Genomic DNA, 11,973 nt, shown 5'->3' with positions numbered 1-11,973 from the left:
CTCACATGTATCCGAGGGCGCGGAGCTTCTCCATCGCCGCCGCGTCTTCCTTGTCCTGCGCCCGGCCCGCGCGCTCACCCTCGCGGGAGCGGCGGACCTCGATGACCACGTCGGTGACCGTCCCGGCGTCGCTGCGCACCGGGGAGCAGCAGCACTCGCAGCCGATCGACCGGTAGCGGTTCCCGTCGTTCGCGAAGTACAGGTCGGGGACGGGGATGCCCTCCTGCCGCACGTACTCCCAGATGTCGATCTCCCGCCAGGAGAGCATCGGGTGGACGCGCATATGTCCGCCCTCGTCCACCGCGGCCTGCCGCAGGTCCCAGAATTCGGCCGGCTGGTTGCGGTAGTCCCAGCCGAAGGACCGGTCCCTGGGGCTGAAGACCCGCTCCTTGGCGCGCACCCCGTGCTCATCCCCGCGGATGCCGAGCAGCACGGCGTCGTGTCCGCCGGCCTCCAGGGCCTCTTGGAGGGCGTTGGTCTTCAGGGCCGTGCAGCATGCGAGTTTGGTCGCGGCGGTCGGGCCCATCCCCGCGGCCAGCGCCTTCTCGTTGCGATGCACCCGCAGGTCCAGGCCCCACTCCCGCGACCAGCGGTCGCGGAACTCGTACATCTGCCGGAACTTGTAGGAGGTGTCGATGTGGATGACGGGGAAGGGCACGTCCCCGAAGAACGCCTTGCGGACCAGCCACAGGAGCGTGGTCGAGTCCTTGCCCATCGACCACAGCAGGGCCGGGTTGGTGAACCGGCCGCGCACCTCGCGCAGCACCTGCACCGTGTCGTTCTCAAGGTCGCGCAGCGCCGAAGGCACTCACGTCACCCCTTTCGGAAAGAACCCCCACCACGAGGGGATGACAGCCCCGGAACCGCCCGGGGAACCGGCCGTTCGGCTTGGTCAGGCCGATGGACAGAAAGCAGGGCCCCGCCAGGTCGGGCAGCGGCCCCTCCAGCGGCGCCGGGAAGGCGCGGACCAGCCGCGCGTCGCGCACGATCCAGTCGTGCTGCGCACCGGAGGCATCGGTGAACTCCAGCCGCAGGAAGGAGCGGCCACCGGTGGAGCGCCGCCCGTAGATCCGGCTCACCTCGGCCGGCACCAGACCGGCGCTGCGCTCGCCCGCGAACGCCTTGTCCACGGTCGCGTCGGCGGTGTCCTTCAGCAGCCGCTCGCGCGTGGCGGGGTCGAGGGCCGGGCCGGCGGGCCGGGGAGGCGCGATGACGGCCCGGTCCTCGGGGCGGGCGTCCGGCTCGGTGCTCGGGCCGAGGCCGATCCGGACGGGCTGGAAGAACGCGTACGGACCCTCGGGGCCCACCTGCTCGGCGGTGACGGGCTCGGGGCGGATCCAGCGGCCGTCCCGGTCGAGGCCCGCGACGCACGCACCGCCGTCCGCGTCGAGCGTCACCGCCAGGGGCAGGAGGGTGCCGGTCATGAGGCACCCGCCGGGGCCGGGCGGAGCGCGGGGGCGGTCAGTGCCGTGCCGGGCAGGTCGGCGGCGGGGTCCAGGCCGAGCATCGTCAGCAGCGTCGGCGCGACATCCAGCGGCCGCGCCGGGCCGCCGCGCCCGGCGGTGAACACCGCGCCCGCCCCGGCCCAGTAGGAGTCGCGCCGATGCCAGCCGCTCTGCAGCATCCGGTTGGTGCGGCCGGACCAGAACGGGTCGCCCAGCGGCAGATACCGCCAGTCGGCCGGGTCGAGGACGAGGTCGGGCGCGGCGTCGGCGGCCGGGCCGCCGTGCAGCTCCTCGCGCGGGATGGCGCGGGTGAGGAACCGCGTGCCGGTCGCCGGGTTGATGTGCTCCTCCAGGACGGCGGCGACATCGGCCAGCGCGCGGGCGCGGTCCGCGGGGCGGACGGTGCCGTCCCGGTAGCGGCCCGCGAGGTTGAGGTTGACGCCCTGCGCGCCCTGCACCGCCTCGAACGCGGTCGTCCGCGACCAGTCGGGCGTGCCGTCCGGGCCGAGGGTGAGCAGCCCGGCCGCCGCCAGCGCGTCGTTGACCGACCGGTAGGAGCGCAGGGGCCCGAACCCGATCTCGGAGAACGCCAGCAGGTTGGTGTGGTCGTCGAGCCGCTCCAGCAGTTGGCCGAGCACCCGGTCGGCCAGTTGGTAGGCGCGCAGCACCGCCTGGTCGGCCTCCGGGACCGGGCTGCCCGGCTCGGTCTCCTGCCAGTACACATGCGAGAGCCGGTCGATGGCGGTGAGGTTGAGGACGGTCAGGTCGGGGCGGTCCCCGACCCGGCCGTCCAGCATCGCCAGGGCCGCGTCGGCGCGCTGCCGGTCGGCGTTCAGCACACCGGCGACGAACGGGTCCTTCGGGCCGCCGGTGAACCAGACGGTGACATCGTGCACCGGCCGCACACCCTCGCGGGCCAGCAGCACCGGCAGGTTCCGCGGATGGCAGGCCCGCACGGTGGCGCGCATCGGATAGCTGAGGCAGTACCCGTCGACCGGCTCCACCGGATGGGTGCCGAACAGGTTCACCAGCGCGACCCGGCGGCCCGTCAGCTCCGGCCGCCGCCACAGGAACGGGCGGCGGGCGGCGGAGCCGTCGAGCACGGCCGGCCGGTAGTCGGGGGCGTGCACGTCCCAGTAGGAGAAGCACCCGTGCTCATCGGGCGCGAATCCGGTGAACGCGCTGAACAGCCCGGGCGCCTCGTAGGGGACGAAGTCCGACCGCAGCGGCCCGCTCGCGCCGAGCGCGCGCAACCGGTGCAGGTTCGGCAGCCGCTCCGGGCCCCACCGGTCGATCAGCTCCGGGCACGCCCCCTCGGTGATCAGGACGATCGCCCGTGCCCGGGCGCTCATCCGCGCCCCCCGTCCGGTCCGGCCAGCCGCAGCGCGGCGGCGGAGCCGCCCGGCGCGACGGTGGACACGATCGCGGCCGCGCCGGGCTCGACGGCGACCCGCGCGACCGCCGCGACGACGGCCAGCAGCGGCCCGGCGGCCAGCGCGCCGCCCAGCGCCTCGGGCTGGAAGCCGGAGGCGAGCAGCTTGACCTCGCCGGTGTCGGACAGATTGCCCTTGCCCACGTGGTACGAGAGGTGCGGCCGGTCGGCGCCGTCCGCGCCGACCGCCGTCAGAGCGCGGGTCAGCGCGCCCGCCGCCGCGTCGGTCCGGTCCGGTGCCTGGGGCTCCGACCAGCTCGCGCACCCCGTGACGACCGCGCGCACCGGCGCGCCGCGCTCACGCGCGCCGTCGGCGCGCTCCAGCACCACGCATGCCGCGCTGTCCGCCGGCTCCTCCACGGACCGGCCCTGACGGCTCGCCAGCAGCCGCGCCGCGTCGCGGGTCGGGGCGTCGCCCGCGTCGCCGCCGCCCGCGATCACGATGTCGCAGGCCCCGGCCGCCAGCAGCGCCCGGCCGACCTCCACCGCCTGCAGACCGGCGGCCGGTCCGCTGATCAGGGTGACCATCGGGCCGGTGACACCGGCGGCCCGGCACACCAGGGTCGCGGCGAGCTGCGGCCCGTGGTCCAGCGACATCGACGGGGTGATCCGCGTCGGGTCGGCGGACAGGTGCGGGCACAGCGTCTCGGCCATCGCGCTCAAGCCCCCGACGGCCGTGCCCATGACCACCGCCACCCGGCGTCCGGCGAGCGGCCCTTCGGCGGGCAGGGGTACCGGAAGGCCCGCGTCGGCCATCGCCTGCGCCGCCGCGCCGAACCCGAGCTGCGCCGAGCGGCTGAGGTACTGGTAGCCGGCCGCCGCGTCGATGTGGTCCAGCACGGAGTAGGGCCGGGTCCGCTCGGGTGCGGCGCCTGGACCGTAGGCGGCCTCCAGGGCGTCCGGGCCGTCGCCGAGCCTGCTCACCGCGCCGGTCCCGGTCACCACCACGTCGGGGACGGGTACGAAGGCGCCCTCCGCGGCGGGTGCAAAGTCCTGTGGGCGGAACGCCAGGACGGCGTTGGTGCCGCCGCCGCCCAGCGAGTTGGACACCGCCGCGCGGATCCGCTGCGGACGGCCGCGCAGCGGGACGTAGTCCAAGGTGAGCGCGGGGTCGATCCGGTCGAGCTTGGCCGTGGGGTGCACCCACTGCTCGGTGAGGCAGTACACGGTCGCGATCGCCTCGATGATCGGGGACGCGGCGGCCAGATGCCCGACGATCGACTTGGTGCTGCTGATCGCGACCTGACCGGCCCGGTCGCCGAAGACCAGCTTCGCCGAGGCGGTCTCCAGCCGGTCGATCAACGGGGTCCCGGTGCCATGCGCGTTGAAGTAGTCGATGTCCTCCGGCGCGAGCCCGGCGTCGGCCAGGGCCAGCCGGATCGCCTCGGCGTTGGACGCGCCGTCCTCCGGCGGGATGATCGCGTGCGGGTTGTCGTCGCAGGTGATGGCCCAGCCCGCGAGCCCGGCCAACGGTGTGCCGCCGCGGGCGGCCACGTCGGTGGCGCGCTCCAGGATCAGCGCCCCGGCCCCGTCCCCGAGGACGCTGCCGTCCCGGTCGGCGTGGAAGGGGCGCAGGTCGTGGCCGACGAACCCGGCGCGCTCCGCCCCCCAGTAGGAGGTGGCCTTGAGGTGGTCGGCGCCGACCACCACGGCCCGGTCCACGGTGCCCTGACGCAGCGCCAGCAGCGCCATCGCGGTCGCGGTGGTGCCGGACGCGCACGCGTTCGTCACCGCGTAGCGGGGGCCCTCGATGCCGAGCCGGTGCGCCAGGACATCGGCGAGCACCCCGATCGGGAAGCGCACCATCGCCTCGGCGAGCTCGTCGTCCACCTGTGGGTCGGCCCCGGCGGACAGGGCCCGGCGGGCGGCCAGGAAGTCGTCCCAGCGGTCCTCCAGCGCCCGGTTGTCACCGCCGGTCGTGCCCACGTAGAGGCCGGTGACGCCCGGTGCGGGCCCGCCCGCCTGGGCGAGCGCCTCGCGGGCGGCGTCCACGGCCATGTCCGACAGCCGCCAGGGGCCCGTCCGGCGTGGGTCCTCGATCTGGGCCGAGCGGTTCTTGCCGCGCGCGACCGCGATGCCGCGCAGCTCGTGCAGGCCCGACTCGCCCTTGCGCAGCGCCTCGAACAGCGCGGTGCAGCCGTCACCGAATACGGTGACCGCGCCCATGCCCGTGATGACCACCGGGAAGCTCACGCTCGTCGCCCCCCGTCAATCCCGGGCGGCGGCGGTCTGCGCCGCACGCTCGTCCACGTAGGCGGCGAGCGTGTCGAGCGAGTCGACCAGCTCGACGCTGAGGTCCTCGTCCTGGATCTGTATGCCGAACTCGTTCTCCACCCAGATGAGGAACTCCAGCCCCATCACCGAGTCGATGCCGACCGCCTCGCGCAGGCCCGTGTCGGGCACCGCCTCGGGGGCGAGATCCAGCCGCAGTGATTCCACCAGCACGCGGCGCAGACGGTCCTTGGTGTCGTTCATCAGGCCTCCGTACGTTGTCGGGCGGCCCGGGAGGGCCGGATGTTGTGCCAGTCGTGGCTCGAAGGAGTGGCCGCGGTCGCCGGATTGGTGGCTTTCACCGGATGGGTCGCCGTCTCACAGGTAGCCCATGGCGCCCAGCGCCCTGGCGGTCAGATCCTCTTCGCTCAGTCGCGCCGTTTCCCGGGCTCTCCCGGACGCCACCGCGGAGGCGGTCTCCCCGGGGGCGAGGAAGGCCCGTCCACCGTCGGCGCCGTCCCAGCCTCCCCACTGGAGCGGGCGGCCGTGGACGGCGGCCGGGAACGTCAGTCCGGCCTCCTCCAGCAGCGTGGGCATCAGATCGGCCAGCGCGACGGGCGCGGTGCGGCGGCCGGGCGCAAGGCTCGTCCCGCGCAGCGCCCACATCCCCAGGTAGCGGTGCATACCGGTCTGCTCGCTGGGCCGCCACAGCGGGCCGCCGATCGCCGGGCTCGCCAGCACGCCCTCGTCGGCGGGGATGAGCAGCAGATCCGGGGCCGCGTGGGTCATCGGGCCCGGGTAGGCGTCCTCGCGCGGCAGCGCGGCGGCGAAGACCGGTGCGCCGGTGTCGGGGGCGCGCAGCCCCAGCAGCAGCTCGGCGACCTCGGCCAGGACGGGGCCCGGGTCGGTCACCATGCCCTCGCGCTGGCGGCCCGCGAGGTTGACGTTGACCGCGTAGCAGCCGGGCGTGGGCATATAGGCGCGGGTGCGGGTGAAGTCCACCTCGCGTCCTTCGGCCCGGAACCAGTCGGCGAGGCCGTCGCCTTCGGCGGGCGATGCGGCGGCGGGCCGGGTGGCCAGCAGCCCGGCCTCGGCGAGGGCGGCGTTGACCGCGACGTTGTAGCGGCCCGGCCCGAACCCGTGGTCCGACAGCAGCAGTACGGGCGTCTCGTCGCCCACCACGTCGAGGATCTCGCCGAACACCTCGTCGATCGCGATGTAGGTGGCGCGGATCGCGTCGGCCCACTCCTGGCGGTCGGGGCGGTGTGGCGGTCGTGGCAGGCGTCGGCGAAGTGCCAGTAGTGGTGGCAGATGCGGTCGATCTCGGTGATGACCGCCATGAAGACATCGACCGGGCGCTCCCGCAGCACGTACTGGATCGTCCGGCCGCGCGCCCGGACGTGCTCGACGGCGGCCTCCGCGTAGGACAGATCGCCTTGGAACATCGCGGCGATGTCGGCCTTGAAGCCCGCGCCCGCCCTGGCCAACTCCCCCAGCAGTCCCGGCGGTTGGCTGTAGCGCAGGGTCCGCGCCAGCGGCCAGGTGAGCTGGTAGCCGGGGACCTCGCGGGGCGGGTGGGACATCGGGACGTTGACGAGCCCGATGCTCCAGCCCTGCCGGGCGAACCACTCCCAGGCGGTGTCGCAGCCGTAGTCGCCGGTGCCGACCAGGCGGTCCCCGTAGACCGGGTCCTGGGTGTCGAAGAATTGGTAGATGCCGTGGCCGCCGGGGCGGCGCGCGGTGACGAACGTGCTCCAGCCGGGCGCGGTGTGCGCCGGCCAGGTGGTGGTGGTCGGGCCGTGTGCGCTGTCGGCGAGCAGCTTCCCGAGCACCGGCAGCGCGCCCTCGGCGACCAGCGGCTCGATCAGCTCGAGGCTGCCCCCGTCGATGCCGAGCACGACGGCCTTGGGTGGTGCGGAATGCGGCATGGTCGGTCCCCCCTGCTCACCGCTTGTGGAGCCACGGTATGCAGCCCGACAACTAAAGTCAAACATCCTCATTGACTTTGGTCATCGCGCATCGCCATCATCGAGGTCATGAGCGCTACCTCCGCTGTCGTCTTCGACCTGGACGGCGTCCTGCTCGACACCACCGAGAACATGCGCCGCGCCTTCGCCGCCACCTGGCGGGCCGCCGGGCGGCCGGGCGATCCGCCGTTCACCACGTTCCTGGCCCATATGGGCGCGCCGCTGCCCCGGATCCTCGATGCCCTGGGCCTGCCCATCGAGTTGGCGGCGGTCTACGCGGCCGAGAGCACCCGCCATATCGAGCTGGTCACCGCGCACCCGGGCATCCCGGTGGTGCTGGCCTCGCTCGCCTCGGCCGGGGTGCCGACCGCCGTCGCGACCGGCAAGACCCACGAGCGCGCCCTGCAGGCGCTCACCGCGGCCGGGATCGCCCACGGCCTGGACGTCGTGATCGGCAGCGACCAGGTGACGCGGCCCAAGCCCGATCCGGAGATCGTGCTGACCGCGCTCGCCGCACTGCCCGACGCCCCTGGCGCGGCACGGGCGTTCTTCGTCGGCGACAGCGTGCTGGACATGCGCTCCGGCCGGGCCGCGGGCGCCACCGTGGTCGCGGCGGGCTGGGGGCAGACCGCCCCAAAGACGCTGCGCGCCGAAGGCCCCGACCACTACGCGGGGACCGCCCTCGACCTGCTCGCCGTGTTCGGCCTGCCCTCCCCCGTGCGGGAGACGTCTCCGGGAGCCCACGATGGCTGAGCTGCTGCTGCTCAACGGCCCGAATCTGGCGCAACTCGGCCGGCGCCGCCCGGAGATCTACGGCACCACGACGCTCGCCGGGATCGAGGAGATGGTCGTCAAGGCCGTCCCCGGCCACACGGTGCGGGCCGTACAGGACGAATGCGAGGGGGCGCTGGTGCGCGCCGTGCACGCCGCCGGCGACTGCGCGGGCGCCATCGTCAACCCGGGTGCGCTGATGATGGCCGGGTGGAGCCTGCGCGACGCCCTGGAGAGCTTCCCCGCCCCGTGGATCGAGGTCCATCTGTCGAATGTGTGGGCCCGCGAGGAGTTCCGGCACCACTCGGTGCTCTCGCCGCCGGCCTCGGGCGTCATCGCGGGCCTGGGCGCCGATGGGTACCGGGTCGCGGCGCTGGCGCTGCTGGCCACGATCGAGGTCTGATGCGCCGCGTCGTGGTGAGCCCGCATCCCGATGACGCCGTGTGGTCCTGCGGCGGGATGTTCGGCGCGTGGGCGGCCGGCCCCGACGCACTGACCGTGGTCACGGTCTTCGACGGCGGTCCCGCGGCCGCCGTCCGCCGCGCCGAGGACGCCGCCGCGCTGGCCGCCTGGCCGGTCCGGGCGGTCGGCCTCGGCTTCCCCGACGCCGTGCACCGCGGGGACCGTTACCCGGGCCCGCTGTCGCGCCGCCGCGCCGTGCACCCCGACGACGCGGAACTGGCCGAGGCGGTCGCGGCCGCGCTGGCCCCGTATCTGCGCGAGGGAGACCTGCTGCTGCTTCCGCTGGCCGGACGCACCCATGTGGACCATGTCATCGCGCGTTCGGCCGCCGAGCGCGCGGCGGCCGGGACCGCCGTCCAGGTCGCGTACTACGCCGAGTTCCCCTATCGGCCGCCCTCGGCGGGCGGGCCCGGCATGGAGGTCACCGAGCACCGGGCCGACTTCTCCGCCTGGCTGCGCGGTGCTCTGGCCTACCGCTCCCAGGTGACGGAGATGTTCGGTGGACCGCTGCGGTTCGGCCGGGCGCTGGCCGGGCACGCCCGCACCCCCGCGGTGTGGCGGGAGCACCGCCTGGCCGCTCAGGACTCCGCGGCCGCGAAGTAGGCGGCCAAACTCCCCGTCAGCAGCAGCGGCAGGGCGCGGACGTCGGCGGTGTCGTGAAGCGCGGCGAACCGCTGGTGGGTGACTTCATGCTGCTCCCAGCGGTCGGGGCGGGCGTGGGTGAGGTGGACGCCGGGCGCGCCCCGGTCCACCGTGGGCCGGTGCCCCGCCGCCAGCAGCCGCACCCCCAGTTCCAGGTCCTCGCAGCCCCAGCGGGTGCCGAAGCCCTCGTCGAACCCGCCCGCCCGGTCGAACACCGCCCGCGACAGCGACAGGTTGGCGCCCACACAGGCCAGCCAGCCCAGCCGGGCCGGGGCCGTCCCGGCGGCCACGGCCAGCACGGCGGCCTCCAGGTTGTTGCGGACCAGCCGCTCGCCTCCGTTCACCACGGCCGCCGCCGCGACCGGGTCGGGGCCATGGGCCGCCAGCCAGCGGCGGGCGACGGGGAATTCCATCAGCGGACCGTGGACGAAACCGGGCCCGGTGCCGTGGGCGGCGTGCGCGGACAGAAAGCCGGGGCCGGTGAGGATGTCGTCGTCCACGAACAGCAGGCGGGTGCCACCGGCCGCGCGCGCACCGGCGTTCCGGGCGGCGGCGCGGCCTCGGCGCGGCCCCTCGACGACGCGGACCGGCGCGTCCGCCGGGACCGCCACAGGAGCCTCCCCGTCGCCGACGACCACGATCTCCGCCGAGGGCGGTCGGTCGGCCAGCAGACACGCCAGCGTGGCACGCAGCGACTCCGGCTTGTCCTTCGTCGGGATGACGACGCTCAGCCCGCTCATACGGCCGTGCTCTCCGGCAGGGCCGGCGGGCGGCCCGACGCCCGGTAGGCGGCCTCCAGCAGGTCCACCACGGCGGCGGACTCGGCCAGCTCCGCCTCCCAGTCCAGGGCCCCGGAGGCGAAGTCGGCGATGGCCTCCACCTGCGCGTCGTACTCCCGCCCGACCGGGTCCGGCAAGGTGACGCGGCGGTAGGAGTCGGGGCCCCAGGCGGTCAGCGCCGGCTCGGCCACCCGGTTCGGGCTGAACCCGAACGTCCCGGTCAGCACCCGGCGCTCGGCGCCGCCCTCGACGACGAACCGCGTGCGGTCGGTGGCCACTTCGCTCTCCCAGGCCGCCCGCAGCACCAGCCGGGCCCCGCCCTCGAACTCGGCGCGCACCGTGCCGTCCACCTCGACGTCCACCGGACCCGTGCCGGCTCCGTCGCCGCGCCAGGCGGCGCGCCCGGGGATGTGCCCGGGGGTGTGCCCACCTGCGTGCTCGCCGCCCGGCGTGCGCAGTTCGGCCGCCACCGCTAGGAGCCGGGGCCGGCCCAGCAGTCCGAGCGCCACATCGGCCAGATGCCAGCCGAGGTCGAGCAGCGCTCCACCGCCCGCCGTGGCGCGGCCGGTGAACCACGAGCCGGGGCGCGGCACCCCGCCCGCGCGCAGCCAGCTCGCCCGTACGGTCAGCGGCCCGGGCGGCAGAGCACCGGCCAGGCGCCGTACGTCCTCGCGGCGCACGGCGGCCCGGCTGACCAGCAGCCCGACTCCACGCGCCCGCTCGGCCAGCGTGTCGAACTCCGCGCGGCTCAGGCACAGCGGCTTCTCCACCACCACGGGTATGCCGCGCTCCAGCACGGCGGAGGCCAGCTCGGTGTGGGTGTGGTTGGGGGTGCCGATCACGACCACGTCGGGACGGGCGTCCAGGAAACCGGTCCAGGAGGTGGCCGCCGGGACACCGGCGGCCTCCGGGTCGTGGACGGCCGCCAGTTCCAGGCGCGGATGGCGGCGGATCCGCGGCAGCCAGACCGTCCGGTTGACCCAGCCGTATCCGAGCAGGCCCACCCGCAGCGCAGCGGTCACCGCGTCACCACGGGGTCGCAGGCCCGCGCGGCCAGTGCGGCGACCACGGTGGCCACGCGCTCCACCATCTGTGGTTCGGCCAGCAGCACCCGGTGGTGGATCCACAGGCCGTGGGCGCCCAGGTCCTCCGCGACCGCGCACCGCTCGGCCAGCTCCGGTACGGGCGTCGTGGGCACCGGGCCCGCCTGGAAGGACGCGGTGCGGTAGACGGGCGGGAAGTTGACGCACGCCGGGACGCCCGCCGCCGTCAGCCCCGCCACCAGCGCGTCGCGCGCCGCCCGGCCCGCCGACGGGTCGAGGGCCACCAGGTACATGTAGTGCGGGTTGACGTCCATCCGTGGGTCACGGGCCTGCAGGCGCAGCCCGGGCACCTCCGCCAGCAGCGCGTCGAGCAGGGCGGCGCGCTGCTCCCGGATCCGCGTCTGCCCGGCCAGGCGGGCGAGTTGGGCGCGCAGGATCGCCGCCGTGAACTCGCTGACGCGGTAGTTGGAGCCGCCCGTCTCGTGCTGGTAGGTGGTGTCGCCGCGGGGCCGCCCGCAGGTGTGCATCAAGTACGCCCGCTCGTACGTCTTCTCGTCGGGCAGGGTCAGCGCCCCGCCCTCCCCGGCGGTCATCAGCTTGCCGTTCTGGAAGCTGTAGCAGGCGACCGTGGGGAACGCGCCGACCGGCGTCCCGTCCCACACCCCGCCCTGGGCGTGCGCGGCGTCCTGGATGAGCGCGAGGCCGTGGTCGGCGGCCAGGTCCCCCAGCCCGTGCATATCGGCGAGGTGGCCGGCCATATGGACGGGGATGACCGCGCGGGTCGCCGGGGTCAGCGCGGCGCGGACGGCTTCGGGGGTCAGGCAGTAGGTTTCGGGGTCCACGTCCGCCGGGACGGGGATCGCGCCGACGTTCTGCACGGCCAGCGAGGTGCTGATGAAGGTGAACGCGGGTACCACGACCTCGTCGCCGGGCCCGATGCCGTGCAGTCGCAGGGCCAGTTCGAGCGCGGCGGTGCCGTTGGTCACCGCGAGTGCGCGCGGCGCGCCGTTGTACGCGGCGAACTCGCGCTCGAAGTCCTCGTTCTCGGTGCCCGCCGCCCGCCACCACTGACCCTGCGCCAGGACACGGTCCAGCGCCGCGCGCTCCGTATGGTCGTGCTGGGGCCACGGCGGCAGGTCGTCGGGGTCGATCCGGCGGACGGGGGCCGGGGGCGCGGCTGTCGGGTCGAGGATCACGTCAGAGTCCTTTCGTCACAGGAGT

Annotated in this window: 12 protein-coding genes and 1 pseudogene; 3 read left to right on the top strand and 10 right to left on the bottom strand. The window is 74.9% G+C overall.

The window, feature by feature from the left end; genetic code table 11:
• Position 1: 1 nt before the first annotated feature.
• The 7 genes and pseudogenes from cysD to BLV72_RS51125 all read right to left on the bottom strand — a co-directional run.
• Entirely contained in the window at positions 2-808 is an 807-nt protein-coding gene (cysD, locus tag BLV72_RS30395) for a sulfate adenylyltransferase subunit CysD (protein WP_093466239.1), read from the bottom strand.
• Positions 783-1,424 carry a hypothetical protein gene (locus tag BLV72_RS30390; RefSeq protein WP_093466237.1) on the bottom strand — a complete coding sequence of 214 codons (642 nt, stop codon included), beginning with the start codon at positions 1,422-1,424 and terminating at the stop codon, positions 783-785. The genes cysD and BLV72_RS30390 overlap by 26 nt, the downstream gene beginning before the upstream one ends.
• Positions 1,421-2,797: an alkaline phosphatase family protein gene (locus BLV72_RS30385; RefSeq protein ID WP_093466236.1), complete on the bottom strand. Its 1,377-nt coding sequence runs from the start codon at positions 2,795-2,797 to the stop codon at positions 1,421-1,423. The genes BLV72_RS30390 and BLV72_RS30385 overlap by 4 nt, the downstream gene beginning before the upstream one ends.
• Positions 2,794-5,070 (bottom strand): beta-ketoacyl-[acyl-carrier-protein] synthase family protein, encoded by a 2,277-nt coding sequence (locus BLV72_RS30380; RefSeq protein WP_093466234.1) that lies wholly within the window; start codon positions 5,068-5,070, stop codon positions 2,794-2,796. Before BLV72_RS30380 ends, BLV72_RS30385 begins: the two co-directional genes overlap by 4 nt.
• A gap of 15 nt (positions 5,071-5,085) precedes the next feature.
• Positions 5,086-5,352 carry an acyl carrier protein gene (locus BLV72_RS30375; protein WP_093466233.1) on the bottom strand — a complete coding sequence of 89 codons (267 nt, stop codon included), beginning with the start codon at positions 5,350-5,352 and terminating at the stop codon, positions 5,086-5,088.
• Positions 5,353-5,466: 114 nt separating this feature from the next.
• The gene (locus tag BLV72_RS51130) at positions 5,467-6,267 is read right to left on the bottom strand and encodes an alkaline phosphatase family protein (RefSeq protein ID WP_280143020.1); all 801 of its coding nucleotides are present in this window, start codon (positions 6,265-6,267) and stop codon (positions 5,467-5,469) included.
• Positions 6,268-6,392: 125 nt separating this feature from the next.
• Positions 6,393-7,016: pseudogene (locus BLV72_RS51125) on the bottom strand (alkaline phosphatase family protein); the annotation flags it as partial.
• A gap of 108 nt (positions 7,017-7,124) precedes the next feature.
• Here BLV72_RS51125 and BLV72_RS30360 point away from each other — a divergent pair.
• From BLV72_RS30360 to BLV72_RS30350, 3 genes are read left to right on the top strand one after another with little or no spacing between them, the layout of a single operon-like run.
• On the top strand, positions 7,125-7,808 hold the full coding sequence (locus BLV72_RS30360; protein WP_093466230.1) for an HAD family hydrolase: 684 nt from the start codon (positions 7,125-7,127) through the stop codon (positions 7,806-7,808).
• On the top strand, positions 7,801-8,229 hold the full coding sequence (locus BLV72_RS30355) for a type II 3-dehydroquinate dehydratase (RefSeq protein WP_093466228.1): 429 nt from the start codon (positions 7,801-7,803) through the stop codon (positions 8,227-8,229). The genes BLV72_RS30360 and BLV72_RS30355 overlap by 8 nt, the downstream gene beginning before the upstream one ends.
• Positions 8,229-8,891 carry a PIG-L family deacetylase gene (locus BLV72_RS30350; RefSeq protein ID WP_093466227.1) on the top strand — a complete coding sequence of 221 codons (663 nt, stop codon included), beginning with the start codon at positions 8,229-8,231 and terminating at the stop codon, positions 8,889-8,891. Before BLV72_RS30355 ends, BLV72_RS30350 begins: the two co-directional genes overlap by 1 nt.
• Here BLV72_RS30350 and BLV72_RS30345 read toward each other — a convergent pair.
• Genes BLV72_RS30345 through BLV72_RS30335 form a run of 3 tightly spaced genes read right to left on the bottom strand, consistent with a single transcriptional unit; the run spans position 8,867 to position 11,948 of the window.
• Positions 8,867-9,670: a glycosyltransferase family 2 protein gene (locus tag BLV72_RS30345; RefSeq protein ID WP_093466225.1), complete on the bottom strand. Its 804-nt coding sequence runs from the start codon at positions 9,668-9,670 to the stop codon at positions 8,867-8,869. The genes BLV72_RS30350 and BLV72_RS30345 overlap by 25 nt on opposite strands.
• Positions 9,667-10,731, bottom strand: a complete 1,065-nt coding sequence (locus tag BLV72_RS30340) for a Gfo/Idh/MocA family protein (protein ID WP_167746418.1) — start codon at positions 10,729-10,731, stop codon at positions 9,667-9,669. Before BLV72_RS30340 ends, BLV72_RS30345 begins: the two co-directional genes overlap by 4 nt.
• Positions 10,728-11,948, bottom strand: coding sequence for a DegT/DnrJ/EryC1/StrS family aminotransferase (locus tag BLV72_RS30335; protein WP_342030681.1), 1,221 nt, complete (start codon positions 11,946-11,948; stop codon positions 10,728-10,730). The genes BLV72_RS30340 and BLV72_RS30335 overlap by 4 nt, the downstream gene beginning before the upstream one ends.
• Positions 11,949-11,973 lie beyond the last annotated feature (25 nt).

Origin of the sequence: Streptomyces melanosporofaciens (genome assembly GCF_900105695.1) — a bacterium.
Taxonomy (GTDB): domain Bacteria; phylum Actinomycetota; class Actinomycetes; order Streptomycetales; family Streptomycetaceae; genus Streptomyces; species Streptomyces antimycoticus.
The sequence above is the reverse complement of the archived record's forward strand: the minus strand, read 5'-3'. Positions and strand labels throughout refer to the sequence as shown.

Coding starts and splice junctions, on each gene's coding strand:
- BLV72_RS30350 (WP_093466227.1), top strand. CDS start 8,229: ATGCGCCGCGTCGTGGTGAGCCCGCATCCCGATGACGCCGTGTGGTCC.
- BLV72_RS30375 (WP_093466233.1), bottom strand. CDS start 5,352: ATGAACGACACCAAGGACCGTCTGCGCCGCGTGCTGGTGGAATCACTG.
- BLV72_RS30355 (WP_093466228.1), top strand. CDS start 7,801: ATGGCTGAGCTGCTGCTGCTCAACGGCCCGAATCTGGCGCAACTCGGC.
- BLV72_RS30360 (WP_093466230.1), top strand. CDS start 7,125: ATGAGCGCTACCTCCGCTGTCGTCTTCGACCTGGACGGCGTCCTGCTC.
- BLV72_RS30345 (WP_093466225.1), bottom strand. CDS start 9,670: ATGAGCGGGCTGAGCGTCGTCATCCCGACGAAGGACAAGCCGGAGTCG.
- BLV72_RS30385 (WP_093466236.1), bottom strand. CDS start 2,797: ATGAGCGCCCGGGCACGGGCGATCGTCCTGATCACCGAGGGGGCGTGC.
- BLV72_RS30390 (WP_093466237.1), bottom strand. CDS start 1,424: ATGACCGGCACCCTCCTGCCCCTGGCGGTGACGCTCGACGCGGACGGC.